This is a genomic window from Primorskyibacter marinus (assembly GCF_003313245.1).
GTDB lineage: Bacteria > Pseudomonadota > Alphaproteobacteria > Rhodobacterales > Rhodobacteraceae > Primorskyibacter > Primorskyibacter marinus.
Map to the genome: position 1 here is coordinate 603,050 of NZ_QJSD01000001.1, position 25,744 is coordinate 628,793.

General features: G+C 60.7%; 20 protein-coding genes and 1 other RNA gene. 6 read left to right on the plus strand and 15 right to left on the minus strand.

All coding sequences use genetic code 11. From position 1 onward, the window contains the following. Positions 1-43: 43 nt before the first annotated feature. The 6 genes from DMZ65_RS02875 to DMZ65_RS02900 form a co-directional block, all read right to left on the minus strand. The gene (locus DMZ65_RS02875) at positions 44-1,171 is read right to left on the minus strand and encodes an NUDIX domain-containing protein (protein WP_116597358.1); all 1,128 of its coding nucleotides are present in this window, start codon (positions 1,169-1,171) and stop codon (positions 44-46) included. Between the two features lie 75 nt (positions 1,172-1,246). Continuing rightward, the gene (locus DMZ65_RS02880) at positions 1,247-2,455 is read right to left on the minus strand and encodes an SAM-dependent methyltransferase (protein ID WP_116597591.1); all 1,209 of its coding nucleotides are present in this window, start codon (positions 2,453-2,455) and stop codon (positions 1,247-1,249) included. Positions 2,456-2,535: 80 nt separating this feature from the next. Then, positions 2,536-3,957, minus strand: a complete 1,422-nt coding sequence (locus DMZ65_RS02885; protein ID WP_232824860.1) for a cryptochrome/photolyase family protein — start codon at positions 3,955-3,957, stop codon at positions 2,536-2,538. A 379-nt stretch (positions 3,958-4,336) separates the two neighbouring features. Beyond that, positions 4,337-5,977 (minus strand): BCCT family transporter, encoded by a 1,641-nt coding sequence (locus tag DMZ65_RS02890; RefSeq protein WP_116597360.1) that lies wholly within the window; start codon positions 5,975-5,977, stop codon positions 4,337-4,339. A gap of 56 nt (positions 5,978-6,033) precedes the next feature. After that, on the minus strand, positions 6,034-6,450 hold the full coding sequence (locus DMZ65_RS02895; protein ID WP_116597361.1) for a universal stress protein: 417 nt from the start codon (positions 6,448-6,450) through the stop codon (positions 6,034-6,036). Between the two features lie 396 nt (positions 6,451-6,846). Further along, the gene (locus DMZ65_RS02900) at positions 6,847-7,362 is read right to left on the minus strand and encodes a DinB family protein (protein WP_116597362.1); all 516 of its coding nucleotides are present in this window, start codon (positions 7,360-7,362) and stop codon (positions 6,847-6,849) included. A gap of 178 nt (positions 7,363-7,540) precedes the next feature. On the opposite strand from DMZ65_RS02900, the gene ssrA reads away from it, so the two are divergent. The 5 genes from ssrA (at position 7,541) to DMZ65_RS02925 (ending at position 10,501) form a co-directional block, all read left to right on the plus strand. Further along, positions 7,541-7,895: a transfer-messenger RNA gene (gene ssrA, locus DMZ65_RS02905) on the plus strand. A gap of 211 nt (positions 7,896-8,106) precedes the next feature. Further along, on the plus strand, positions 8,107-8,601 hold the full coding sequence (locus DMZ65_RS02910) for an SspB family protein (protein ID WP_116597592.1): 495 nt from the start codon (positions 8,107-8,109) through the stop codon (positions 8,599-8,601). A 102-nt stretch (positions 8,602-8,703) separates the two neighbouring features. Then, positions 8,704-10,098, plus strand: a complete 1,395-nt coding sequence (gene fumC / locus DMZ65_RS02915) for a class II fumarate hydratase (RefSeq protein ID WP_116597363.1) — start codon at positions 8,704-8,706, stop codon at positions 10,096-10,098. Next, positions 10,095-10,280, plus strand: a complete 186-nt coding sequence (locus tag DMZ65_RS02920) for a DUF4169 family protein (RefSeq protein ID WP_116597364.1) — start codon at positions 10,095-10,097, stop codon at positions 10,278-10,280. Before fumC ends, DMZ65_RS02920 begins: the two co-directional genes overlap by 4 nt. Then, positions 10,277-10,501, plus strand: coding sequence for a ribbon-helix-helix domain-containing protein (locus DMZ65_RS02925; protein WP_116597365.1), 225 nt, complete (start codon positions 10,277-10,279; stop codon positions 10,499-10,501). Before DMZ65_RS02920 ends, DMZ65_RS02925 begins: the two co-directional genes overlap by 4 nt. A gap of 60 nt (positions 10,502-10,561) precedes the next feature. Here the strand turns inward: DMZ65_RS02925 and DMZ65_RS02930 are convergent, their stop codons facing one another. The 5 genes from DMZ65_RS02930 to DMZ65_RS02950 all read right to left on the minus strand — a co-directional run bounded on the left by DMZ65_RS02930 (position 10,562) and on the right by DMZ65_RS02950 (position 18,576). Beyond that, a complete protein-coding gene (locus DMZ65_RS02930) occupies positions 10,562-11,914 on the minus strand; it encodes a cytochrome P450 (protein ID WP_116597366.1) in 1,353 nt (450 codons plus the stop codon). Then, complete coding sequence (locus DMZ65_RS02935) at positions 11,911-13,149, minus strand: hypothetical protein (protein WP_116597367.1); 1,239 nt, start codon at positions 13,147-13,149, stop codon at positions 11,911-11,913. The genes DMZ65_RS02930 and DMZ65_RS02935 overlap by 4 nt, the downstream gene beginning before the upstream one ends. 164 nt (positions 13,150-13,313) lie before the next feature. After that, a complete protein-coding gene (locus DMZ65_RS02940) occupies positions 13,314-14,060 on the minus strand; it encodes a cytochrome c biogenesis CcdA family protein (protein ID WP_116597368.1) in 747 nt (248 codons plus the stop codon). Between the two features lie 126 nt (positions 14,061-14,186). After that, on the minus strand, positions 14,187-17,114 hold the full coding sequence (locus DMZ65_RS02945; RefSeq protein WP_116597593.1) for an Rne/Rng family ribonuclease: 2,928 nt from the start codon (positions 17,112-17,114) through the stop codon (positions 14,187-14,189). 583 nt (positions 17,115-17,697) lie between these two features. Beyond that, on the minus strand, positions 17,698-18,576 hold the full coding sequence (locus DMZ65_RS02950; protein ID WP_116597369.1) for an NAD(P)-dependent oxidoreductase: 879 nt from the start codon (positions 18,574-18,576) through the stop codon (positions 17,698-17,700). A 108-nt stretch (positions 18,577-18,684) separates the two neighbouring features. On the opposite strand from DMZ65_RS02950, the gene DMZ65_RS02955 reads away from it, so the two are divergent. Next, entirely contained in the window at positions 18,685-21,144 is a 2,460-nt protein-coding gene (locus DMZ65_RS02955; RefSeq protein ID WP_116597594.1) for a penicillin acylase family protein, read from the plus strand. A gap of 58 nt (positions 21,145-21,202) precedes the next feature. On the opposite strand, the gene hflX is transcribed toward DMZ65_RS02955, so the two are convergent. The 4 genes from hflX to trkA form a co-directional block, all read right to left on the minus strand. Beyond that, positions 21,203-22,477: a GTPase HflX gene (gene hflX, locus DMZ65_RS02960; protein WP_232824861.1), complete on the minus strand. Its 1,275-nt coding sequence runs from the start codon at positions 22,475-22,477 to the stop codon at positions 21,203-21,205. Next, complete coding sequence (gene hfq, locus DMZ65_RS02965) at positions 22,474-22,713, minus strand: RNA chaperone Hfq (RefSeq protein ID WP_084352660.1); 240 nt, start codon at positions 22,711-22,713, stop codon at positions 22,474-22,476. Before hfq ends, hflX begins: the two co-directional genes overlap by 4 nt. A 125-nt stretch (positions 22,714-22,838) precedes the next feature. Further along, positions 22,839-24,359 carry a TrkH family potassium uptake protein gene (locus DMZ65_RS02970; protein WP_116597370.1) on the minus strand — a complete coding sequence of 507 codons (1,521 nt, stop codon included), beginning with the start codon at positions 24,357-24,359 and terminating at the stop codon, positions 22,839-22,841. A gap of 4 nt (positions 24,360-24,363) precedes the next feature. After that, on the minus strand, positions 24,364-25,740 hold the full coding sequence (gene trkA, locus DMZ65_RS02975; protein ID WP_116597371.1) for a Trk system potassium transporter TrkA: 1,377 nt from the start codon (positions 25,738-25,740) through the stop codon (positions 24,364-24,366). Positions 25,741-25,744 lie beyond the last annotated feature (4 nt).

The following is a 25,744-nucleotide window of genomic DNA, read 5'->3' on the forward strand; positions in this document are numbered from 1 at the left end:
CATCAGATGTAGGGCGCAACGGGGGGGGATATCAACCCACCGGTTACGCGCCCAACCTCAAGTTCGGCCGCTCACGCGCCAACCATAGCAGCATCATCGCCAAAGGGCCCGCGTTCACTTCTCCGCTATCGAGCAGCCCCATGGCGGCCTCGAAGCTTATGACATGGCTGCGGATATCCTCGTGCTCGGTGTCCAGACCGCCCAGCCCGGCGTCGTTTGGCGACAGATCGCACAGTCCAAGAAAGCAGTGAAAGAACTCGCTGGAATACCCCGGAGAGGCGTAGACAGCCGGCATGGGGCGCATCTCGCCCAGTGTCAGCCCGGCTTCCTCGACCGCCTCGCGCCGTGCGCAGGCCTCTGGCGTCTCGCCCGCATCGACAAGCCCTGCCACCGGTTCCAGCACCCATGGTGCCGGATCGCCCCGCATCAGCGGACCATAGCGCATCTGTTCGATCAACATCACCCGGTCGGTTGCGGGATCGTAGGGCAGCACAAGAGCCGCATCGAAGGCCACAAATGCCTCGCGGTTCATGGTCTCGCTCCAGCCGCCTGCGAATGTCCGGTGGCGCAGACTGAAGGCCCGCATCCGGAAAAACCCGTCAAAGCCGGGGCGTTCCGCGGTAATCTCGGCATCCTGTTGGGTCATGCGCGCGCGCAGGGTCTGCGGCGCGGGTTGCGCGGCCAACCTCCGCGCCCAGGCCCGCGACCGGATGAAGGGGAAAAGCGCGCTGATCTCTTGCGGCGACGCCTTGCCATAGCGCGCCATCACCTCTCGGGCCGCATCACAGCTAAGCTGTCCCCATTGATCGACCCAGTCTTGCAGCGACCACGGATCGCCCGCCGTCCAGTGATCCCCCGCCGGGAAGTAGATCTGGGCATCGCATGGCCCATCAGCCGTGTCGACTGCCAGAATCCGCGTATCAAAATCAAACCCGGCCTCGTAGAAATCCAGTCGCGCGATGTCCTGCGCATCCAGTCCGTGGACCAACAAGCCTTTTGCCTGCGCGCCCTTTTCGGCGCGGATCGTGGGAAACGGCCCTTCCGTCACACTGCGAACCGCATGGCCCGGAAGACTTGCGGGCCGCATGTCGATGCCGCCAGCGGCGCGGCCAAGCACGATCTCCAGCAGGGGCACATGGCGCAGGCTGCCATAAAAGAATAGCGATGTCATAGGGTTGCCTTCAGCGGATCTTTACGTTCCCGACCGCATAGCACGTTACGGAAACGCACACCACGACCGCAGGTATCAGGCGGGCCGTATCAGGGTAATTTGGGTCACGTCGCAATTGCCGCTGTGAAAGGTCGCCGCACAAGAGGTCAGGTAGAAATTCCACATCCTTTGAAAGCGCTTGTCAAAACCCAGTTCGGAAATCTCGGACCACCGATCGTTGAACGTGTCGTGCCAGCGCCGCAGGGTCTGGCTGTAGCTTTCGCCAAACTCGACCGATCTGGCGATCCGCAATCCGGCCTTTTCGACCTCGGCCCGCAAGGCACCGGGGCTGGGCAACATCCCGCCCGGAAAGATGTGCTTCTGAATGAAATCCACGCCGCGCCGGTAAACCTCCCAGCGTTTGTCCTGCACCGTGATGATCTGAAGCGTCGCATGCGCGCCGGGTTTCAACCGCTCGCGCAGCGTGTCGAAATACACGGGCCAGTATTTCTCGCCCACCGCTTCAAACATCTCGATCGACGCGATGCCGTCATAGGTGCCGGTCTCGTCGCGGTAGTCTTGCAGCTTGAAATCCACCAGATCCGTCAGCCCGGCAGCGGCGATCCGCGCCTGTGCATAGTCGAACTGTTCGCGGCTGATGGTCAGCCCCGTCACCCGAAGCCCACGTTCCTTGGCGGCATATTCGGCAAACCCGCCCCAGCCGCAGCCGATCTCCAGCACATGATCGCCGGGTTTTGCGCCCATTTCGTCCACAAGCTGCGCATATTTCGCGATCTGCGCCTTTTCCAGACTTTCCTGCCCGGTCTCGAACAGGGCCGATGAATAGGTCATGGTCTCGTCCAGCCAAAGCCCGTAGAACTCATTGCCCAGATCGTAGTGATGGGCGATGTTTTTCTTCGCCTGGCGGCGCGAGTTGGAGTGCAACCAGAACCGCGCCCTTTCGAAGGCGCGCACCAGCCCCATGCCGGGGAAGCCATCGAAAATCACGTCATTATCGGCATGGATCAGATCCATGAACGCCATCAGGTCCGGCGTGCTCCACCATTCATCCAGATAGGCATCTGAAAAGCCCAGATCGCCGTCGCGGATCAGCCGGGCGAATATATCGGAGTTGTGAATATCAAGCTGCGCCACTGGTCCGGGCGCGCGGCCTTCGGCCCGAAAGATGCGCCCATCCGGCAGCACAAAGTCGATGCGGCCCCGGTTCATCCGCTGGGCAATATCAAAGACGCGGGCGAAGTAGCGTGGCAGGTCAGGCTGGTTCTGGGTTGTCGTCAGGATCATGTCGGTTCCGGTGGTCTTGTTGATGGCAAACAGCTTGGCGCAGGCATGGCGTTTGGGCAAGAAGATCGTGCAGCAGAGGATCAAAAATCCCTTTTTTCATAGGCTTGCAGCGCCTTTTGACGCCCATCGGACACGGAAACGATAGGCTCTGGATAGCTGTCCTGCGCCGAGATCCCCCAGCTTCGCGGCACGGCGTCAAAGTAGCTTAGCGCGGTGTCGGTCGGGGTCTGCCGATCCTCTGCGATCCATGATTTAGCGTAAACGCCGTCAGGGTCGAATTTTTTCAACTGCGTGACCGGGTTGAAGACCCGAAAATAGGGCGTGGCATCCGGACCCGAGCCTGCCGACCATTGCCATCCCATCGCGTTGCTGGCCGGATCCCAGTCGATCAGGCAATCCTCGAACCAGCGCATCCCGATCTTCCAGTGGCACATCAGGTGCTTGGTCAGATAGCTGGCCACAACCATGCGCGCACGGTTATGCATGCGCCCCCTGACATACATCTCGCGCAGGCCCGCATCGACAAACCGAATGCCCGTGCGAGCGTGTTTCCAGGCCTGCACTTCCGCGCGGCGTTCATCCTCGTTCCACGGGAAGGCGTTCCAATCCTCGCGCCAGTTGCCCGACAGGATACGCGGCGTGTGATACATCAGATGATAGGCAAACTCGCGCCAGACCAGCTCTTTCAGAAAGGTCTCGGCCCCGCGCTTGCCCTCTTCGCGCGCACGAATACCCGCATGCCAGCACTGATGCGGGCTGATCTCGCCAAGGGCAAGGTTCTCGGACAGGCCAGAGGTGCCATCAATATCGGGGCGGTTGCGATCATCGACGTAATCGGCAACCCGATGCGCCATGAACGCCCCCAGCCGGGATTGCGCGGCACTTTCCCCCAAGCGCACATAGGGACGCACGATTTCTGCGCCGCGCTGCATGGCCTGACCCATGTGCCAATCGTCCAGATTGTCGCTTTTGGGCCATGCCTCCGGCGGCTGGATTTTGCCCGGTGTCGGAAGCGGGGTGTCAACGTCGCGGTCCTTCACCGCATTCCAGAACGGCGTGTAGACCTTGTAATATCCGCCCTGCCCGGTCTCGACCGTCCACGGCTCGAACATCAGATGTCCACCAAAGCTTTGCGCCTGAATGCCTTCGTCTTTCAGTACCTGCTTTATCTCTGTATCCCGCGCCATGCTGTCCGGATCATAGGCGCGCGTCCAATAGACCGCACCCGCGCCGGTCTGGTCGATCAGATCGCGCAAGGTAGCCAGCGCCGCACCGCGCCGCAGGGTCAATCGGCTGCCCTTGTCGGCAAGCGCGTCTGACAGGCTGTGAAGCCCCAGCCCCAGCCGCCATTTCGGGGCGGCACCCAGCCCTTCGGCAAGATCATCCAGAATGAAGACCGGGATGACAGGACGTCCGGTTTTACACGCGGCGGCCAATGCCGGATGATCCGACAGCCTAAGATCGCGGCGGAACCATATCAATATCGGGGAAGTATTGCTCAACGGTCTGTCCTTTTTCCGTGTCACAGCAATACGGAGCGCGTTGCCACCCGGATCAATGATCATAGCTTTCCATTGGTCGGGTTCAGCAAGTTCCCGGCAGACAAGACGTTTGCATCAAGGTCAGATCGCCGCAAATGGCCCAGTATTTTATCGAAAGATAGCGGGGCTTTTCGGCGGGCCAAGCCACAAATGACCACGGCTTCTGGTCCGGACTGGATGGCGCAAGGCTGGTCGAGGACATTCCTGCCTTTACGTCAAGCGCCTGACACACATAACACCCGCTTTCGAGGCCGCATAATCAACAAGGGCGCGGTGCCGAAACAACGCGCCCTTGCTCTGTTCTTTGGGGTGGTCGCGTTATGCGAAACCACCCCCAACGTCAGTGCGCTTCGGTGCTCAAGCCTTTCCAGATCGCCCAGCACATCGTCAGCAGGACAATCGTGAACGGCAGCCCGGTCGAGATCACCATGGATTGAAGCGATTGCAACCCACCGGCGCTGAGCAGCAGCACAATGGCAACGGCACCTTCGAAGACACACCAGAAAACGCGCTGGGGCACAGGCGCGTCAACCTTGCCGCCTGCCGTGATCGTATCAATCACCAGCGAGCCGGAATCCGACGACGTCACGAAGAACACAATCACCAGCACGATGCCGATCAACGATGTGATCTGCACCAATGGCAGTTGATCCAGCATTTTGAACAGCTTCAGTTCCAGCGCGGCCTCTTGGGCCACGGTATACCCGTCCGAGACCACCTGATCGATCGCAATGCCGCCGAAAACGCTCATCCACAACACACAGACAAGGCTTGGGATCAGCAGCACGCAGATGACGAATTCGCGCACGGTCCGGCCACGGCTGACGCGGGCGATGAACATGCCGACGAAGGGTGACCAGCTGATCCACCACGCCCAGTAGAACGCGGTCCAGCCTTGGGTAAAGTTGACATCCTCACGGCCCAGCGGGTTCGCCAGTTGAGGCAGATATTGCACATAGGCCCACAGGTAATCGCCGAATCCTGTCAGCAACAGAAGCGTCGGACCGACCAGCAGCACGAAGATCAACAAGGCAAACGCCAGTCCCATGTTGATTTCCGACAGAACCTTCACACCGCCATCCAGACCGCGCAGCACCGAAATCAGCGCCACTGCGGTGATCGCCGAGATCAGAATGACTTCGGTCGTGGATCCGGTGGGCACGCCGAACAGCTCGTTCAAACCGGCATTTGCCTGCGTCGCGCCAAAGCCCAGCGAGGTCGCCAGACCGAACAGCGTGGCGAAAACCGCCAGAGTGTCGATCACATGGCCCCACCAGCCCCAGACACGTTCGCCCAGGATCGGGTAGAACGCCGAGCGGATCGTCAGCGGCAGACCCTTGTTATAGGAGAACAGCGCGAGGCTGAGCGCCACCACCGCATAGATCGCCCAAGGGTGCAGCCCCCAGTGAAAGATCGTTGCGGCCATGCCCAGACGCACGGCCTCAACCTGGTCACCTTCAGCACCTCCAAGTGGTGCCCAATCCGTGCGCACCCCGTCTTCGCCCATCGCAACTCCACCGAAGGAGCTGCTGAAATGGCTCATCGGCTCTGAGACGCCGTAGAACATCAGGCCGATGCCCATGCCAGCGGCGAACAACATCGCGAACCAGCCGATATAGCTGTAATCCGGCGTCGCGTCCGCGCCCCCCAACCGAACACGCCCATATGGCGTCACAATCAACAAGAAGCAGAACAGCACGAATATGTTGGCGGCACCAATGAAAAACCAGTCGAAACCGGTCGTTACCGTGGTGAACAGCCAACTGAAGACCGCGCCGGCCTGCTCAGGCAATGCGAGCGTGTAAAACACGAAAAGCACGATGCTCAGGCCGGAAATCATGAAAACCGGGTTGTGAATATCAAAGCCGAACGGCCCAACCGAACCGTCAACATTATCTTGCCCGATTTCATAATCGGTCTCAATCAAAGCCACCTCGCCTTCCGGCTCCGGTATGCCCTGATTTGCAGAATCGTCGGTCATTTTTTGACCCCCTGTTACGTTACATCATTACACAGGCAATTACGCCCGCTCGCGAATTAGTCGCGTACCACCATGACAGAGGCATCGGCATGTCCGGCAATGGTCCCGCCATTTGACGGCCAGATATAGTCAGTCAGGTTCGGGATATGGCTGGCCATGACCACCAGATCGGCACCGGTCTCTTTCACCGCTTTCAGCAATGTCGGATCCAGATCGGTCGCCGGGTCATGGCTGATCATGGCATGTGCCTCGGCGGCGATCCCGTGCGTTTCGGCCTGCGAGGCGGCAAATTCAGCCATCTTCTTTTTGAATTCCTCTGGCGAATGGGCGATCGAGCTGGGCGTCGCAGCGGCGACACCCACATAGATCACCTTGGCCTTGTAATGGCGGGCCAGGTCAGCGGCACATTGCAGCGCTTTGCTCAGCCTGTCCTGATGCGCCAGATCCACAGGGATCATAATTGTGTTGAACATCTCTTTCCTCCTGTCGCGTGCTGTCGAAGGGCGGCAGCCCTTTTGTTTGCACATCTCATTTGGCTTCCAGGGGTGCTGCGGCGTCTGCGCCGACACGTCCACCTGCGGATCAGCTTAGAGCGGAACCGTCTCGAGCTGCCCTTAAGAGCGGCATTTGACACTCGCCAAGCGACACTTGGCGGCGCACCCGTATCGGCCTGAACGCCACGGTGCAACTCGATGTTATGTCATGCTACATGGTGCAAAGGCGTGTGGCGACAAGAAAAATCCTGAAACTTCCGACAGATCGACCGGACGCCGTCAAATTTTTTCCTTGGCGACGTCCACATCGGGGCTGCGTGTTTGCCCAGGTCTCAGATCATCCTCGTGCCAAACGCGCGCTGCCCCAGAGGGCGATCACAGCCAAGGGCCGCTTTCGGGCATGAATGCCAGGTCCGACACGGGTGCGGTCTCTTTTGCCGCCGTGAGCATCCCGTGTACCTGCCCGCGATGATGTGTCTGGTGATTGAACATATGTGCCACACACAGGCCTTTGGGTTTCGAGACATCCGCCTTCTGCACACCCGAATGCCATTTCAATGCGCCTTTCAGATCATCCGGCTTCAGCGCCTCCGCCCAGTGCAGAATACGCCCGTCAGTGCGAAACCGTTCCGCGCTCCATGCCGCAAGCGTTGGCTGGAACCTCGGGCTTTCGGGAACACCGCCCTTCGGTGCCTTGCCCCCATCCAGCCGCGCCATCCATATCTGGTCTGCCCAAAGAAGATGGTTCACGGTCTCAAAGATGGACCGGAAGAACACGCCGCGATCCTGCCGAAGCGCCGCATCGGTCATACGTTCCAGCGCTCCGCGCAGCTGGCGGTTCTGCCAGGCATTGTATCGTGCCATCGTCAGCACATAGTCCGGCGAAACCATCCCTACCTCTTTTCATATGAAGGCGCGCTCAGGCAAGAAACGCGGTCCAGATTTTGCACGCCGCCCCTGTCGCAAACCCAGTTTGCCGGATCGTGCGAACAAGTTGCAAGGAAAAACCCGGTAGCGACGCGACAATCCGCGCCTGGCACAAATGAAATTTGCAATCTTTGCCCCCCACCCCCTTTGCAGCCCCGTCAAAGCCGCCTATATTCATCTTGTTCCTTCGGGAACTATGGACATAAACGCGCTCGTAATAAGCGGATCGGACCCGGGGGCGGTACCCGGCGGCTCCACCAAACATCCTTCATTTGGGGATCATGGGGCCGAAACAGGATCGACGAACGTCTAAAGGGGTTAGCTTTGTCCCGGTGAGTTACCACCGTTATCGGTACAAATCGTACAGTTGCAAATGACAACCGTGCTCCGACAATGGCTCTGGCTGCGTAAGCAGTTCGAGTTTGTCGAACTTTAAGCCCTTGCGCCTAGCAGCGTAAGGCGGGGTTCGCAGGCACCTGGCAACAGAAGCCTGCACTTAATTCCCCTGCCCCATATATTTGTCGTCGATTACGCGCATCCCTGATGGTGTTGCCACGTCCGCCTTTTTCGCCGTATGTCGGCAAATTTCGGCGGTGTTCGGCCACCCTGTTCCGGCCTCGGCAGGACGGCGAAATTTTCACCCCGCACGGTCTTTTGTTTTCCTGTAGATCGCATATGCTGTCCGCGAATTTGCAGGGAAAGAGACATATGTCCGGCAGCATAGACTACGGAAATCTGATGCATCGCGCGATGCGGGGGCTGATCAAGGAAGTTCTGACCGACGTGGCCGCAGACGGGCTGCCGGGCGAGCATCACTTTTTCATCACCTTCGACACCGGTCATCCGGATGTCCAGATCGCCGATTGGCTGTCCGACCGCTATCCCGGCGAGATGACCGTGGTTATGCAGCATTGGTATGACAACCTGAAAGTGGGCGACGAAGGGTTCGGTGTCTCGCTGAACTTTGGCGATGCGCCAGAGGCGCTGTTCATCCCCTACGACGCGATCAAGACCTTTGTTGACCCATCGGTTGAATTCGGGCTGCGCTTCGAAAATCAGGATGGCGGCGACGACGAAGATGACGCCTATGGTCCCGAGATCGTCCGCGACGAAGACTTGCCGTCAGAGGCTTCTTCGAAAGTTGCAAAAAAAGACGCGCCGAAAGACGCTGAGGTGGTCAGCCTCGACAGTTTCAGAAAATAGCCGTCTGCGGTGCCCTGCCCTAGCCCTGCGCGCCTGTGGCAGATTGCGGATGGCTAGGTTCGGCGCTAAACGGCATGCGATTGCATACGACAGGAGCGTTCCATGGCCCAGACCCGCACCGAAACCGACAGCTTCGGCCCGCTTGAGGTTCCCTCAGACAAGTATTGGGGCGCACAGACCCAACGTTCGATCATCAACTTCCCGATCGGTTGGGAAAAACAGCCCGTGCCGATCATTCGCGCCCTGGGCGTGGTGAAACAGGCCTGCGCCATGGCGAACCTGGAACAGGGTGGTCTGGAAAAAGAGGTTGGCGATGCGATTGTCGCCGCCGCTGGCGAGGTGATCGACGGCAAGTTCGATGACAATTTCCCGCTGGTGGTCTGGCAGACAGGCTCTGGCACGCAGTCGAACATGAACGCCAACGAGGTGATTTCGAATCGCGCGATCGAAATGCTGGGCGGCGAGATGGGATCAAAATCGCCCGTCCACCCCAACGATCATTGCAATATGGGCCAGTCATCGAATGACACTTTCCCCACCGCGATGCATGTCGCCATCGGCATGCAGGCGCGCGACGTGTTGCTGCCGGGGTTGAAGAAACTGCACGCGGCACTGGTTGCGAAGTCCGAAGAATTCAAGGACATCATCAAGATCGGCCGCACCCACACGCAGGACGCGACCCCCCTGACCTTGGGCCAGGAGTTCGGCGGCTATGCCCATCAGGTTGCTCAAGGCATCAAGCGGGTCGAAATGTGCCTGCCCGACATCTATGAACTGGCCCAAGGCGGCACGGCTGTCGGCACCGGGTTGAACACCCGCAAGGGCTGGGCCGAGACGGTCGCGGCGAATATGGCGCAGATCACCGGCCTGCCCTTTGTCACTGCCCCCAATAAATTCGAAGCACTGGCCGCGCATGACGCGATGGTGATGTTCTCGGGCGCGCTGAAAACCGTTGCGGCCTCCCTGTTCAAGATCGCCAATGACATGCGGCTTCTTGGCTCTGGCCCCCGCTCCGGTCTGGGCGAGTTGATCCTGCCGGAGAATGAACCCGGTTCCTCGATCATGCCGGGCAAGGTCAACCCAACACAGGCAGAGGCGCTGACAATGGTCTGCGCGCATGTCATGGGCAATGACGCCGCCGTTGGAATTGCCGGTTCGCAAGGCCATTTTGAGCTGAACGTCTATAACCCGATGATGAGCTACAATGTCCTGCAATCCATGCAATTGCTTGGGGACAGCGCGTCAGCCTTTACCGACAATATGGTGGTCGGCACGAAGGCGAATGTGGAACGCATCGAAAAGCTGATGAAAGAATCGCTGATGTTGGTGACGGCCCTTGCCCCGACCATCGGCTATGACAACGCCACCAAGGTCGCCAAGACCGCCCACAAGAACGGCACCACTTTGAAAGAAGAGGCGATTGCCCTTGGCTTTGTCGATGCAGAAACCTTCGACCGCATTGTGCGTCCCGAAGATATGATCGGACCCAAAGAATGAGCAACCTGACGAACCTCAACAAGGCCCGCAAGGATCGCAAGCGCGATTCCGAAAAGCGCGATGCCAATATGCATTCGGCAAAATTCGGGCGCAGCAAGGCAGACAAGCAGGCGATGGCTGCAAAACTGTCCAAGGCGTCAAAAGCCTTGGACGGGCACAAGGTCGACGATAAGGACGCATGAGCGCCCGGCCGGTCAAACGGTCCCTGACCCTGCGCGGCCACCGCACCAGTGTCTCGCTGGAGGATGCCTTCTGGCACGCCTTCCGCGAGATCGCGGCGGCCGAGGGCAAACCCCTGAACGTGTTGGCCGCCGAGATTGACGAAAAGCGCGGGGTCGAGGCCGGATTGGCCTCTGCCATCAGGGTCTACATCTTGGGCTACTACAAGACTCGCCAACCGTGATCTGCCAGCATGGCGACATGGCTCGGATCCAGCATGTCTTTCTGCCACAGACTTGGACGGTCAGTCGCGCTCGACGACGTGCAGACGTATTCCGGTGCGGGACCGGACCGTCAGATGCGCAACCGGTTCCGGGGTATCCACTACCGCGACCTTGAAATCCCGAAGCAGCAGCGACAGAAGCAACGGTCCTTCGATCATCGCGAAACCGGCCCCCGGACAGACGCGCGCCCCGGCAGAGAACGGGATGAACGCCTCGCGGGCGCAATTTTTGCCATTCTGCGTCTCCCACCGCGTTGGATCAAAGCTATCGGGATCGTCCCACAGCCGTTCATGGCGATGCAAATGCCACGGGCTGACCACGATCTGCGCCCCCTTGGCAATATCCCGGTCGCGAAACCGCTCTGGACAGCTTGCCGCGCGCACCATCATCGGAACAGGCGGATAGAGCCGCAAAGTCTCGCGAAACACGTCGCGACTGATCCGCAACCCCGACATTTCCGAGAACGCCCCTGTTTCAAGCTGCCGCGCCTCCTGTGCCACCTGCTCTTGCCAGTCAGGGTAACGCGCCATCAGATAAAGCGCCCATGCCAGCGCCGAGGCCGAAGTCTCGTGCCCCGCCAGAAAGAAGATCGCGACCTGATCGACCATTTCCTCGACCGAGAATAGCTCTCCGCTTTCGGGGTCCGGGGTTGTCATGATCTTGGTCGCCAGATCATCGGGGGCGGTGCCCGCGTCAATCTCGGCGCGGCGCGCTTCGGTCATCTGCGTTATCAGCGCCCGGATCTTGCGCGCCGAGGCTTTGGTCTGGCGTGAGAAGAAGCGTGGCATCCAGCGCGGCAGGGGCACGAAAGCGGCGAGGTTCAACAACGGCTGACTGCGCTGATAGGTGCGAAACTCCCGAAACACCGCCTGTGCCATCCGGTCCTCGATCGGAACGGAAAACAGCGTCCGAAAGATCACATCCGCGGCGGCGTGGCTGGTGACTTCCTCGATCTCGACATTGTGTCCTGCCCGCAAGCGCAGCCGCGCCACAGCTTGCTGCCCAGCCGCCCACATCGCCGGGTAGGTGTCGCGCAGCCGCCCCCCTTCAAACGCCGGATCAATGATGCGGCGTTGTCGTTTCCACCTTTCACCATTGGTCAGAAACACGCTGTCCCCAAGCAGGGGCCGCAAGCCTTCGCTGATGCGCTCGGACTTTGGAAAATCGTCCGGTCGCTCTTTCAGGACGGTCTTCACCAGATCGGTTTGGTTGAGCAGATAGGACCGGAAGAAGGGTGTGCGAAATTCTGCCATCCACGCGCGGTACAGACGTGCCGGCTGGGCCGAAAGAATATCCCGCCGAAACAGCCGCATATAACGCCATAGCGACACCTTGTCGGGCCGCGACGGGGGCTTGGGCGGCAGATCCCTCATGCCGCCATCGACGTGTATTTCGACACCGCTTTTTCCAATCGGGACTTCGAGGGCGCACGTCCAGCAAAGCGCGTGGCAAGGCTGAGCGGCCCTGCGGTAATGCGGAAATAGTCATAGTCTCCGGGCCGATCAAAGGCGCAGAGATACTGGAAATGAAGGCGGAAGAACCGCCAGCGCAGCTCTTTCCAGCGGGCGGGTGAAAGCGTCTGGGTGAATGCCGCTGACAGGACCAAAGGCCAGCGTTTTGCCTCTGGCGCCACGCCCGATACGGCAACAGGATCGCAAAGGGCGAAAGCGCACCCATCGCCCGGGGCGGTCACGTCCAGCCAGGTCAGCTCTTCTCGGGCTGACAGATAATGCAGATCGGCGCGCAACTGATCGGCACGCGGCAGGAAGGACACCATCGGCACCACCTGCCCCAATGACAGAAAGCCAAGCTTTGGCGCATTGGCGTGAACCCTGCCCTGCCGGATAAGATCTGCGAGGATCGACACGCCAAGATGCGCGCCGGAGGAATGCCCGACCACGAGCACCTCGTCAAAACCCTGCTTTAACGCATCCGCGATTTCATCCGTGAACTCGGCCATCCGCGCCCGAAGCTCTGGGGAATTGGCACCTTCGTACAGGGCCGAATAGGCAAAATCATGCAACAGGTAATAGGCAAACAATTTGCCATCTTGCCGCCTGAACCATGCGATCACGCCGCAGGCCAGCCCGACCCCAGCAACAGCCGCAAAAGCGGCCCCGGACCATGCGGGCAAGAAGTCCAGAAGGTTGACCAGAACATGATATCCGGCCCAACCGGCCAAGGCTGCCAGCAAAGCCTGCAATAGCAGAAACGCCACCGGGTACAGCGCCGCGATCACCGGTCCTTTTCGCAGCCGCATCAGACGCCACAGCGCGCCGGACCCAATGTAGATCCAGGCAGTGCGGACAAGCTGACCATATGTTGCCAAACTCCCCTGCGCCATCGAGGCGCGGACGATGTCGGACCAGACCAGAACCTCGACTTCAGCCGCGACTTCGCAGCCGTCCATTCGGCCTTGCACACGCCAGCCGAAACGCTTTGCCCCGGTGCCATTGCGCGCAAGCAACGCAACATCATAGCCGCTGATAGCGGCCTGAGCGGCACTCTCCTTGCGATACAGCTCTCGGTATCGTCGGGGATGTATCGGATCGTAGCCGGGTATATAGAAAACCCGACGTCGCCGCACCTCTTGCCCTTCACTTGCCATGCTCAACTCTCTTTTGAGGTCATGCTACATGAACTGAAGAGCACAGGTAAGCTGTCAGGCCTTAACCTTCCCTGAACGGCGCAAGATCACAGTCAGGACGCGTTCGCAGAGGTTTCAGACCTGCGGTTGCCCGGCTCCATCGACGCGATGTCAGAACCTGTGCGTCAGCCCAGCATCGCCAGCGCGGGAAATGTCTCCAGCAACCAGAACGAAAACGCAGAAAAGCCGCCCGTCAGCATCAACAGGCCGATGGTCCACAGAAGCAGCCCCATCACCCGTTCGATCTGTTCCATATGGCGTTTCATCCAGCCCATCACGCCGGTCAGTTGCGGCAGGAAACCCGCCACCAGCAGAAACGGTATGCCAAGGCCCGCCGCGTAAATTCCCAGCAACAACGTGCCCTTGCTGACCGAAGCCTCTGACGCCGCCAGAGACAGGATCGCGCCCAGTTGCGGCCCGATGCAAGGCGTCCATCCGAACGCAAATGCCAGCCCCAGCACATAGGCGCCAAAGGCCGATCCACCACGGTCGCCGGCGTCCATCCGCGCTTCGCGGTCAAGAAATCCTATACGGTAGACGCCGACAAAATGCGCCCCGAAGATCATCACCAATATGCCCGCAATGGTATTGAACGTGCCTTGATATTGCAGGAACACCGCCCCGATCACCGAAGCGGTGAACCCCAGCAGCAGGAACACCGTCGACAGGCCGAGCACGAAAAACAGCGCCGGCAGCAGCATTTTGCTACGCCGCCCGGCATTTGCCTCGCCGATTGAGACACCGGACATATAGGCAAGATATGGCGGCACAATTGGCAGCACGCAGGGGCTGAGAAATGACAGCACTCCAGCGAAAAGCGCTACCAGCATGGCGGGCATCAGCCCCGCGTCGATCAGGTCAATTCCAAACATGACCCCCGCTTAGATCATCCAGAGCGCGGCGTCACGCTACATGCTGTCACATCCTCGTGGCAGCGCTGAAACACAGGCGCTGAACACCGCCCCCGGCGCAATGGCCGGGGGCGAAGGTCGTTCGTATCAGCGTCCCAAGGACCACCAGCCACGTCTCTTGGGCTTGTTCTTGTCTTCGGCTTCCGCAGGTTCCGTGTCCGCCGATGCCGTCGCCAGTTCCTTGTCTTCATGCAAAACCGGTTGGGGGGCAGCGACCTCGCTCACCGGTTCCGGTGCCGCCTCTGGTTCCGGTGCTGCCGCAGGCTCTGGTTGCGGCGGCGTCTCCACGACCGCTTCGGCCGACGGCTCTGACGCGGCCGGGCTTTCCGGCACAGTCAGGTCCGAGACGTCCAGTGTCGCCCCCGGTGTTGAATCATCGCCCTGGGCCACATCCGCGACAGGCTCAACCGAGGTTTCGACCGGTGCAGGCGCGTCCGTATCACTCTCGGCTGCCTTCGGCTTTGCCCGCGAACGCGTGGTCCTGGGTTTGGCAGGCGCTTTCGTCGCGGTGGATTTCGGTTTTGCTCTCGATCGCGTCGCAGGTTTCTTGGGCGCGGCATCTTCCGCCTCGCCCTCGCCCGGCTGCTCGTCCTCAACAGCCGTTGTTTCGGGTTGTGCCGACGCATCAGCCGTCACGTCCGTCTGCGTGGCCTCTGCCGCCACGGCGGGAACCTCGGCAGGTGCGTCCATGGCGACCTTACCGCCCTCCGGGACATTCTTGCTCTGTGGTTCTTCGGCATCAGCCGCAGGCTTAGCCTCTTCGTCAGGCGTGTCGTCGGACCGGTTTTCACCGTTCTCACCATTGCCGTCAGACCCGTTAGACTTTGAACGACTGCGCCGACGACGACGACGACGCTTTTTCGGCTTGCCGTCTTCGTCCGCTTCATTGCTTGAATTGTCGTCAGAGGATTTCGCTTCGGTAGCGGTCGCGTCTTCTGCCTCATCTTTCTTGAGGTCGTTGCTTTCGTCCTCGTCGATCTGATCCATCAAGGACGTATCGACCGACACGACAGGCGTGACAAGCTCGGCCACCTTGCGCGTCGCCGTCTTGAACTTTTCAAGGGTGAAATCGGGCGAGACAAGCGCCGGTTCGCCTTCGATGCGCACGGACATGCCGTAGCGCGCCTCGATCTGGGCGATATGTTCGCGCTTCTGGTTCATCAGGAAGTTGGCGATGCCGACCGGGCATTTCACCAGAACCTCGCGCGACCGTCCGCGCGTGCCCTCTTCTTCGACCTGACGCAGGATCGACAGCGACAGGTTGTCATCCGACCGGATCAGGCCGGTGCCGTGACAGGCCGTACAAGGCTGGGTGGTCGCCTCGATCATGCCGGGGCGCAGGCGCTGGCGGCTCATCTCCATGAGGCCAAAGCCGGAAATCCGCCCGACCTGAATGCGTGCACGATCGGTTTTCAGCTTGTCCTTGATCTTCTTCTCGACCGAGGCGTTGTTCTTTCGCTCGTCCATGTCGATGAAGTCGATCACGATCAGGCCGGCAAGATCCCGCAGACGCAATTGGCGCGCCACTTCTTCGGCGGCCTCCATGTTGGTCTTCAACGCGGTTTCTTCGATCGAGCCTTCCTTTGTGGCCCGGCCAGAGTTCACGTCAATCGCCACCAGCGCTTCGGTCACGCCGATCACGATGTAGCCACCGGATTTGAGCTGCACCGTCGGGTTGAACATCGACGACAGGTACGACTCCACCTGATAGCGCGCAAACAGCGGCAGGGTCTCGGCGTAATGTTTCACGTTCTTGGCGTGGGACGGCATGATCATTTTCATGAAGTCCTTGGCGATCCGGTAGCCACGCTCGCCTTCCACCAGAACCTCGTCGATCTCGCGGCTGTACAGATCGCGGATCGAGCGTTTGATCAGATCGCCTTCTTCGTAGATCTTCGCAGGTGCGATGGATTTCAGCGTCAGTTCGCGGATTTGCTCCCACAGCCGTTGCAGATATTCGTAATCGCGCTTGATCTCGGATTTTGTGCGCTTGGCACCCGCTGTCCGCACGATCAGACCAGCGCCGGTGGGCACTTCGATCTCGGCGGCGATCTCCTTGAGTTTCTTGCGGTCTACGGCATTGGTGATCTTGCGGCTGATACCGCCGCCACGCGCCGTATTCGGCATCAATACGCAATAGCGACCGGCCAGCGACAGGTAGGTTGTCAGCGCGGCGCCTTTGTTGCCGCGCTCTTCCTTGACCACCTGAACCAGCAGGATCTGCCGAACCTTGATGACTTCCTGAATCTTGTAGCGGCGCGGACGCGGTTTGCGGACCGGGCGAATGTCTTCCTGATCATCATCATCGGCAACAGATTCGATGGAACTGTCACGAGAGGACGCGTCGCCTTTGGCCTCAGCCTCTTGCTCAGAGCCGTTCTCTGCACCGTCGTCGGCTTCGGCATCGGATGCGTCTTCAGAACGATCCCCCGCAGCAGCATCCGCCTCGGCCACATCCGTCGCCGGCTCCGCCACAGCCTCGACGGGTTCTTCCACGGGCGTCTCGGCCACGGTCTCCATCGGAGAGCTGCCCTCGGGCACCTCATCCTCGTCAAGATCAATCGTCTCCATCCCCGAGATCTGACCCTCGGGTTTGGCAACCTCCTGCGTCACCTTCAGATCGTCGGGCTTCGCATTCTCGGATTTCGCGCTTTTGCGCGACCGGCTGCGGGTCCGCGACGATTTGGGCTTTTCCTCATCCTCATCACGCGCCCGCATTGCCTCGGCATAGGCGCGCTCTTCCTCCATCAACGCCTCGCGGTCGGCGACGGGGATCTGGTAATAATCGGGATGAATCTCCGAAAAGGCGAGGAAGCCGTGCCGGTTTCCGCCGTAATCCACAAAGGCCGCCTGAAGTGACGGCTCCACGCGTGTTACCTTTGCAAGATATATGTTGCCAGCTAGCTGACGTTTGTTTTCAGATTCAAAGTCGAATTCCTCAACCTTGGTTCCGTCAACCACCACAACGCGGGTTTCTTCCGCGTGGGTGGCATCGATAAGCATTTTCTTGGCCATGTTTTCCGTTCGCATGCCGCAACCGTCCGCATCCCAGGGGGAGCGGACGGTTCACGGCAATGACTTTTCTGGGCGAGAGACGGCGCGACGCTGGTGGAAGACGCTCGGTCCCCCACTGCCAGCCTCAAATCATGCGCGCGCTTCATCGCGGTTCTTCTCCGACGCCTGCCACAAGGGTCACGGCGCCCATTTACGACCCGTCGCTTGCGCGTTCCGGGCATTCGGTGCGGCCTTTCGGCCCGATCGGTCTGGTCAGATCCGTCAGGGATTTCCTGACGCCACATCTGACCAGCGAAACTCTCATCGGCGCGTTCCGCATGGGAAACTGCGCCATTACGCCAGCATAAAGCGTCGACGACCTGAAATACAATCCACAATCGCATGTCGCGCGGGGAAAACCCGCGCACGTCAAAGTTGTGCATCAAAAAATACACCCACCCGCTCGGGCCATGCCTCTTTCATAATTCTTCTTGGCTCAAATACTCCGGGGAGTCCGAGGGGCAGGCCCCTCGGTCCCGTCGCATCCGCGGACGCGGACCTCAAACGCCTTTCAGCACCGCCGCATCAACGCGAACAATCTGTCTCATCGCGTTTCCAAAGCCCGCAAGCGCCGGATCAGGCTGGACGTGTCCCAGCGTCCGCCGCCCAGCTTTTGCACGTCCTTGTAGAATTGATCGACCAGCGCGGTGACCGGCAGGCTGGCCCCGGTTTCATCGGCCGTATCCAGACAAATGCCCAGATCCTTGCGCATCCAGTCCACGGCAAAGCCATGCTCGAATTCGTCAGCAATCATCGTCTCGTATCGGTTGGACATCTGCCAGGACCCGGCGGCCCCCTGGCTGATCACCTCGACCACGGCGGTGCCGTCCAGCCCCGCCTTCTCGGCAAAATGCAGTGCTTCGGACAAGCCCTGCACAAGACCCGCAATGGCAATCTGGTTGCACATCTTGGTCATCTGCCCGGCACCGCTGTCACCGATACGGCGGCAGATGCGGGCATAGGCGGAAATTACGGGTTCGGCCTTGGCATAGCTGTCGGCATCACCACCACACATGACCGACAAGACGCCATTCTCGGCCCCTGCCTGCCCACCGGAAATCGGCGCATCGACAAATCCCAACCCGGCCTCACTGGCGGCTGCGTACAACTCAGAGGTGACTTTTGCCGACACTGTTGTGTGATCGACAAAGATCGCCCCCGACGCCATCCCGGCAAACGCACCCTCTTCGCCCAGACAGACACCGCGCAGATCATCGTCATTGCCGACACAGGACATGACGAAATCAGCACCTTTGGCGGCCTCGGCCGGGGTTGCGGCAGAGGCACCCCCGTATTCGCCCACCCATTTCTCGGCCTTGGCTGCGGTCCGGTTGTAGACCGTCACCTCGTGCCCCGCCTTCTGCAAATGCCCGGCCATCGGATAGCCCATTACACCCAGACCCAGAAATGCCAGCTTGGCCATATCACTTCTCCTTCAATTCCTGTCTGCCGAGTTGTGTCGCGCCGGCGCTTGGTTGACAAGGGGCCATCCCTGCCGAACACACGGACGGGCACGCGAACGGAGGCGGACATGGTGACGGTTTTCAGATGGTTGGTGCGGATCACCGGCGCGGTGCTGGTGTTCAGCTGTCTTGTCATCGCTTTGATCTACTACCTCGCATCGCAATCACTGCCCGACTATGACAAGGCGTTGAAAGTCAACGGCACCACGACCGAAATCGAGATCGTGCGCGACCACGCCAATGTGCCGCATATCTTCGCCGGTGCGGACCGAGATGTGTTTTTCGGCCTTGGCTACGCCCATGCGCAGGACCGCCTGTGGCAGATGATGATGTTGCGCCGCACGGTGCAGGGCCGCCTGTCAGAGATGTTCGGCGCGCGCACCGTCAATACCGACAAGCTGCTGCGACGTCTGGATTTCTACCCCCTTGCCACCCGCTCGGTCGAGGCGCAGGACGCCCGAACCATGCGCGCGCTGGAAGGCTATGCCGCAGGCGTGAACGCCCGCATCGCCGAGATCAACCGTGACAGTCTGGGCCGTGGCGCGCCAGAGTTCTTCCTGTTCGATACCGCCATCCCGCCCTGGCGACCGGCGGATTCCGTGGCCATCGTCAAGCTGATGGCGCTTCAGCTGTCCGGGCAACTCTCGACCGAGGTTCTGCGCGCGCGTACATCGCTGCTCTTGCCCGACGAGAACCGACTTGCCGACATCCTGCCCGACATGCCCGGACCCGGCATCGCCGCCCTGCCCGATTATGCGGCACTGGTTCCGGGCGTTCCGCGCTATGCCAAAGCAAATCCCCGCGACGACGACCCGCTCAATCCGGTGAAACGACGCGGCTTTGCGGGTGCCTCCAACGGTTGGGCCGCTGCCCCTTCCCGCTCCGCCTCGGGTGGGACGCTCTTGGCCAATGATCCGCATCTGGAATTCACCGCCCCCTCCACCTGGTATCTTGCGCGGCTGGAATTATCCGCGGGCGGTGTCATCGGTGCCACGATCCCAGGCATTCCGGCGGTCCTGACCGGGCGCAGCGACAGGTTGGGCTGGGGCCTGACCTCTGCCTATCTGGACGATCAGGACGTGCGGATAGAGGCGCTCAACCCCGATAATCCCGAAGAATACCGTACACCCGACGGGTTCAAAACCTTCGAGACGCGCAAATCGATCATCTCCATCAAGGATGACGCACCGATCACCATGACCCTGCGCTGGACCGATAACGGGCCGGTCTTGCCAGGCACGCATTACGATCTGGACACGATCACGCCGCCGGGCCATGTGGCCTCGCTGTCGTGGACGGCCCTTAGCCCGCATGACACGTCGATGACAGCCGCCGTCAATCTGATGTATGCAGGGTCTGTCGACGAGGCGCTTGGCGTATCCGAGGATTTCATCGCACCGGCCCAGAACCTGACTTTGGCGGATCAGAACAACGTGGCGTTGGTGATGGTCGGCGCAATGCCAAGTCGGAACGCGCGCCATCAAAGCAAGGGACGGCTGCCCACGCAAGGGTGGCGTCCGGAAAACCGCTGGAACGGACGGCTGCCCTTTTCCGACAATCCGCGCTTTGTCTCGCCCGCAGGCGGCATCGTCGGCAATACCAACAACAAGATCGTGGACCGGCCGTTTCCACAGCATGTCAGCTATGACTGGGGCGACAGTCAGCGCATCCAGCGTTGGGAACGCCTGATGCAGGGACGCGAGGTTCACACCCGAGACAGCTTTATCGAGGCGCAGTTGGATACGGTCAGCACCACGGCGCGCACCCTCTTGCCGCTGATCGGTGCCGATCTGTGGTTCACGACCGAAGCCGCCCCCGAAGGCACGCCGGAACGCCGCCGGCAGGACGCGCTGAACCTGCTGGCCGGGTGGAACGGCGAAATGAACGAACACCTGCCGGAACCGCTGCTTTATGCCGCGTGGCTGCGGGCGCTTCAGGAACGGCTGATCCGCGACGATCTTGGCCCGCTGGCGGACGAATACGACCATGTCGAGCCGTTGTTCATCGAACGGGTATTTCGCGATGTGGACGGCGCGGCAGCGTGGTGCGACATCATCCGCAGCGCCGCCGTCGAGACTTGCACCGATATTTCCCGGCTGGCGCTTGACGATGCGCTGGTCTGGGTCGCCGAGACCTATGGCACCGCGCTTGAATCCCTGCGCTGGGGCGACGCCCACGAAGCCACCCATGACCATCCGGTGCTGGGCAAAGTCGCGGTGCTGAACTATTTCGTGAACATCCGCCAATCAACCAGCGGCGGTGACAACACGCTGATGCGCGGCCGCACCCGCGGCACCGGGCCGGACCCGTTTCAAAACACCCATGGCGCGGGCTATCGCGGGGTCTATGATTTTGCCGATCCCGACAGTTCGGTCTTTGTCACCGCGACCGGACAATCGGGCCACTTCCTGTCCCGCCACTATGACGATCTGGGACAGCTTTGGCGGCGTGGAGAATATATCCCGATGTCTCTGGACGCCGATCTTGCCCGTGCGGCGGCTGTCGGCATCACGCGTTTGACGCCCTGAGATTCCGGGATTTCGGGCGGCCACATGCCGGCCCTGACACAGCCTAACCGCGTCACGCTCAAAGCTGGCCGTATTCTCCGGCTTGCTTGGCGCTCCAGTTCACGGTGATCTCGAACCCGTCATCGGTCTGACGTTCCTGCGTGACGACCCCGCGTTCGTGCAGCCACGCGCGCTGTTTGCCGGCGTCAAAGCCCAGAACAAGCTCTTCGGTCTGTTTCTGGGCGTCCAATGCCGCGCGTATCGCGTCAAGCAGCGCGTCCATGCCTTCGCCCGTCATGGCAGAGACCGTCAGCACATTCTCGTCCCGTTCGGCGCGCGCGCGCAAGGCCTCGGCGTCTTCGTCCGCCACCAGATCAAGCTTGTTCCAGACCTCCAGCATCGGCGTCGCATCGGTGATGCCCAACCCGTCTAGGATTTCGCGCACATCCGCCGCCTGCTCCTCGCTGCCATCATGGCTGATGTCGCGGACATGGCAGATCAGATCGGCGGCCAGCACCTCTTCGAGCGTGGCGCGGAACGCGGCGACCAGTTCCGTCGGCAGATCAGAGATGAACCCCACCGTATCCGACAGGATCACATCCAGACCGTTTTCCAGCCGCACCGCCCGCATGGTCGGATCAAGCGTGGCGAACAACATATCCTTCGCCATCACCTCTGCCCCGGTCAACCGGTTGAAAAGCGTCGATTTCCCGGCGTTGGTATAGCCCACAAGTGCGACAATCGGATAAGGCACCTTGGCCCGCGCGGCACGGTGCAAGGCGCGGGTCTTGACGACTTTCTCAAGCTGGCGGCGCAGCCGGACAAGCTGGTCGTCAATCGCGCGGCGGTCCGCCTCGATCTGCGTCTCACCGGGGCCGCCGACAAAACCAAGCCCGCCGCGCTGGCGTTCCAGATGGGTCCAGGCACGGACGAGACGGGTTCGCTGATAGGACAGCGCCGCCATCTCGACCTGCAACACGCCCTCGCGCGTTGCGGCACGGTCGCTGAAAATCTCCAGGATCAAGCCGGTCCGGTCGAGGATCTTGACGTCCCAGGCCTTTTCCAGATTGCGCTGCTGAACCGGGCTGAGCGGGCCATCGACCAGCACAAGCTCGATCTCGGCATCCTCGAAGAGGTGCCTCAGCTCTTCTATCTTGCCGGTGCCGAACAGGCCCGCCGGCTGCGGTTTGGGCAGACGAATGACATCCGCGCCCACAACCTCAAGATCCGGCAGGGCCGCAGCCAGGGCGACGCCCTCTTGCAACGCAGGACCGGGTTCGCGCCGCTGCCGATCAGACAGAATGTCAGGATGCAGAACCCAGGCCCGGGTCACATGCGTGTCGTGTTCTCTCAACTGTTCTCTTCGCCGTCATACAGGTTGATTGGCTGCGAGGGCATGATCGTCGAAATGGCGTGCTTGTAGACCAACTGAGATTGTCCGTCGCGACGCAACAGCACGCAGAAATTGTCAAACCAAGTAATCACCCCCTGCAACTTTACACCGTTGATAAGGAATACGGTGACCGGAACCTTGGTCTTGCGAACGTGGTTCAGGAACGCGTCTTGCAGGTTTTGCCTATCGGAAGCCATTGAAATCGCCTTTATTCTTGTCGTGTCGCGCAGTTCGGAACGCCCTCGATGCACGATTATGTATTGCTGGTTTCAGAGTTACCAGCAGAAATCCATGCTCTTTTCGCGAGCGCGGCATTGTGATGCTATTCACGCCACAGATCCGGAGTGATCATCGCAATGATTGCCAGCGTCTCGAACCGCCCCAAAATCATCGCAGCACACAGGAAAATCTTGGCCTCCGCCCCCAGCCGCACCAGATCTATCGGGGTCTCGGACGCCGAAGTGATCAACGGGCCGGTGGTGGACAAAGTTGCGATCGCAAGCACCATGGCGTTCTCGAACGGGACATGCACGGCCGTCAGCGCCATTGTCACAACGGTGAAGGACAGCGCGAACAGCATGAAGAAGATCCAGGCGATGAAGGCACCGGACCGCCGGACGCGCCGGGTAAAGGCACTGGCCCGCCCCACCGAATGTGGATGCACCAGCCGCTCGATCTCTCGCATACCGTTGAGATAAAGCGCAAAAACCCGCAACAGCTTGACCCCGCCCGCCGTCGTGGCCACACCACCGCCGATCAGCGAAAGACCAAGCAGGATCAAGCCGGGTGTCTGAAGCCCCGACCAGTTTTGCGCCTCGTTCCATTCCGCGCTTTCAAACCCGGTGGTGGTCAGGAAGGACAGAACGGTAAAGGTCGCTCCCCAATAGGCCCGCAGCCCCGCCATCAGGTTTTCTTCTTCGTTAAACTCGAACGAGGCGATCCAGTGCCGCAGAAACAGCAAGAGCGGCACGCCGATCACAAAGATCAGGCCAAGCCGGAACTCCGGATCATGGCGCAGACCGGGTTGGGCGCGGTTGATCGTATCGCTGGAAAAGGTCAGCCGGGACAGCGCGAAGGCGAGAAAGAAAAACACGACCACCTCTCCGGCGAACCCGCCAGAGGCATTCTCCAGCCCGCCGACCGAGGAAATACCGCTGGTGGCCATCACCGACATGGCATGGATCACCGCCACCAAGGGACGATCCCCCGCCACCATGAGTGCCAGCCACAGCACCAGTGTCAGCCCGGCATAGATCGGCACCAGATAATGCGCGCTGCGCCACAGCCGCCGTGTGGGGTCGGCCATGTCCAGACGCGCCGCCCCGGCCGCCGAGATCTGGCCGGGCTCGCCGCCCGCTGTCACCTCAAACCCGCCCAGGGTCAGCGGCGCGAGAATGGCGGCCGCCGCGATCCACATCAGCAAGCCGCCCAGCCAGCCGACCTCGGCGCGCCACAGATGCTGCGTTCGGGTCAGGCGGTCAGGCTCGAACAGCGTGGCGCCCGTGGTGGTCAGGCTGGACACCATTTCAAAATAGGCGTTCAGGAACGTCGTCGTGCGCACCGCCTCGAAGAACGGGACAGCCAGCAGCGCGGGAATCAGCACGAACCCGGCCAAAAGCGCCGCAAGCTGGCGCTGCGCGCTCAGGGTGATGGTCCTCCCCGACATCGCCGTGGCCACCAGCCCCGACAGAACCAGCCCGACGACGCTGGTATAGAAGAAGCTGCGCGCTTCGTGAAAGCTTTGTTGGGCAAGGGCATAGGCGGCCGGAACCAGCATCGCCGCGCAGGCCAGTATCGTAAGCAACAGAAGGAACGGCAGAAGCTTCAGGCGATTCAGCAGCATGGCATCAGAAGAAGTCGATAGAGACCTGCAACAGCCGCTCTACCTCGGGCACGTCGCTGGTCATGGCAAAGATCACGATCATATCGCCTTCGTCGATCCGCAGGCCGCCCGCGGGCTTTACCACCTTGCCCTCTTTCATCACCGCGCCCACCAGCACGCCTTCGGGGAAGTCGATGTCGCGTATTTTCTGCCCAGAGATCGGCGATGTGGACAGCACCTCTGCCTCGATTACCTCTGCCTCGGCATCCCCGATGGAATAGACGGCACGCACCCGGCCATGGCGGATATGGCGCAGGATCGAACTGACGGTGGTGGCGCGCGGGTTGATATAGGCGTCAATGCCAAGCGGCCCCATCAGCGGCACCAGTGTCGGATCGTTGATCAGTACAATGGCCATCGGACAGCCCGCAGCCTTGGCGCGCACGGCGGCCAGCATGTTGGTCTTGTCATCATCCGTAACGCAGAGAACGGCATCTGCACGATCTATATTGGCCTCGGCCAGCAAGGTTGCATCCAGCCCGTCGCCGTGCAGAACGATGGTCTTTTCCAGCACATCGGCGGCGCGTTCGGCCACGCCACGATTTTTCTCGATCACCTTGGCGCGGACGCGTTCGGCGCGGGCCTCAAGCTGTCGGGAGACGGTCAAGCCGACATTACCGCCGCCGATCAGGACGACACGTTCCTGCTTTTTGACTGATTTTCCAAAGATTTCCATGGTGCGGCGAATGTCGTCCGCATGTGACATCACATAGCAATCATCGCCGACAAACAGCTGATCGCCCGGATCGGGGGCCCAAAGCGTGCCATCGCGCCTGATGCCCACCACGATCGAGCGAAGGGTGGAAAACAGATCCGTCAACTGTCGAAGCGGCGTGTTCACGACCGGGCAGCCTTCCTCGATCGTGAGACCAAGAAGATGCGCCTTGCCGTCAAGGAAGGTTTCTGTGTCAAAGGCCGAGGGTGCCGCCAACCGTTGCAGGGCAGCATCCGCGACCTCGCGTTCAGGACTGATGACCACGTCAATCGGCATGTGGTCGCGGCGATACAGGTCCGAATAGATCGCCGTCAGATAGCTTTGTGACCGCAGCCGCGCCACTTTGCGCGGGATCGCAAAGATCGAATGCGCCACCTGACAGGTCACCATGTTGACCTCGTCCGAATGTGTGGCGGCGATGATCATGTCCGCATCGCGCGCGCCTGCACGATCAAGGATGTCAGGATAGGATGCGAACCCCGCGATGCCCTGCACATCCAGCGTATCGGTGGCGCGCCGCACGAGGTCGGGATTGTTGTCCACGACCGTCACATCGTTGCGTTCGCCAGACAGATGCCGTGCGATCTGCCAGCCAACCTGGCCTGCCCCGCAGATGATGACCTTCATTCCA

What these genes read in the sequence shown, in the direction of transcription:
- DMZ65_RS02950 (WP_116597369.1), bottom strand. Translation starts at nt 18,576, where the DNA reads ATGGCCAAGCTGGCATTTCTGGGTCTGGGTGTAATGGGCTATCCGATG.
- DMZ65_RS02930 (WP_116597366.1), bottom strand. Translation starts at nt 11,914, where the DNA reads ATGAGGGATCTGCCGCCCAAGCCCCCGTCGCGGCCCGACAAGGTGTCG.
- DMZ65_RS02875 (WP_116597358.1), bottom strand. Translation starts at nt 1,171, where the DNA reads ATGACATCGCTATTCTTTTATGGCAGCCTGCGCCATGTGCCCCTGCTG.
- DMZ65_RS02920 (WP_116597364.1), top strand. Translation starts at nt 10,095, where the DNA reads ATGAGCAACCTGACGAACCTCAACAAGGCCCGCAAGGATCGCAAGCGC.
- DMZ65_RS02895 (WP_116597361.1), bottom strand. Translation starts at nt 6,450, where the DNA reads ATGTTCAACACAATTATGATCCCTGTGGATCTGGCGCATCAGGACAGG.
- DMZ65_RS02970 (WP_116597370.1), bottom strand. Translation starts at nt 24,359, where the DNA reads ATGCTGCTGAATCGCCTGAAGCTTCTGCCGTTCCTTCTGTTGCTTACG.
- trkA (WP_116597371.1), bottom strand. Translation starts at nt 25,740, where the DNA reads ATGAAGGTCATCATCTGCGGGGCAGGCCAGGTTGGCTGGCAGATCGCA.
- DMZ65_RS02880 (WP_116597591.1), bottom strand. Translation starts at nt 2,455, where the DNA reads ATGATCCTGACGACAACCCAGAACCAGCCTGACCTGCCACGCTACTTC.
- DMZ65_RS02900 (WP_116597362.1), bottom strand. Translation starts at nt 7,362, where the DNA reads ATGGTTTCGCCGGACTATGTGCTGACGATGGCACGATACAATGCCTGG.
- DMZ65_RS02925 (WP_116597365.1), top strand. Translation starts at nt 10,277, where the DNA reads ATGAGCGCCCGGCCGGTCAAACGGTCCCTGACCCTGCGCGGCCACCGC.
- DMZ65_RS02945 (WP_116597593.1), bottom strand. Translation starts at nt 17,114, where the DNA reads ATGGCCAAGAAAATGCTTATCGATGCCACCCACGCGGAAGAAACCCGC.
- DMZ65_RS02890 (WP_116597360.1), bottom strand. Translation starts at nt 5,977, where the DNA reads ATGACCGACGATTCTGCAAATCAGGGCATACCGGAGCCGGAAGGCGAG.
- DMZ65_RS02910 (WP_116597592.1), top strand. Translation starts at nt 8,107, where the DNA reads ATGTCCGGCAGCATAGACTACGGAAATCTGATGCATCGCGCGATGCGG.
- DMZ65_RS02940 (WP_116597368.1), bottom strand. Translation starts at nt 14,060, where the DNA reads ATGTTTGGAATTGACCTGATCGACGCGGGGCTGATGCCCGCCATGCTG.
- fumC (WP_116597363.1), top strand. Translation starts at nt 8,704, where the DNA reads ATGGCCCAGACCCGCACCGAAACCGACAGCTTCGGCCCGCTTGAGGTT.
- DMZ65_RS02955 (WP_116597594.1), top strand. Translation starts at nt 18,685, where the DNA reads ATGGTGACGGTTTTCAGATGGTTGGTGCGGATCACCGGCGCGGTGCTG.
- DMZ65_RS02935 (WP_116597367.1), bottom strand. Translation starts at nt 13,149, where the DNA reads ATGGCAAGTGAAGGGCAAGAGGTGCGGCGACGTCGGGTTTTCTATATA.
- hfq (WP_084352660.1), bottom strand. Translation starts at nt 22,713, where the DNA reads ATGGCTTCCGATAGGCAAAACCTGCAAGACGCGTTCCTGAACCACGTT.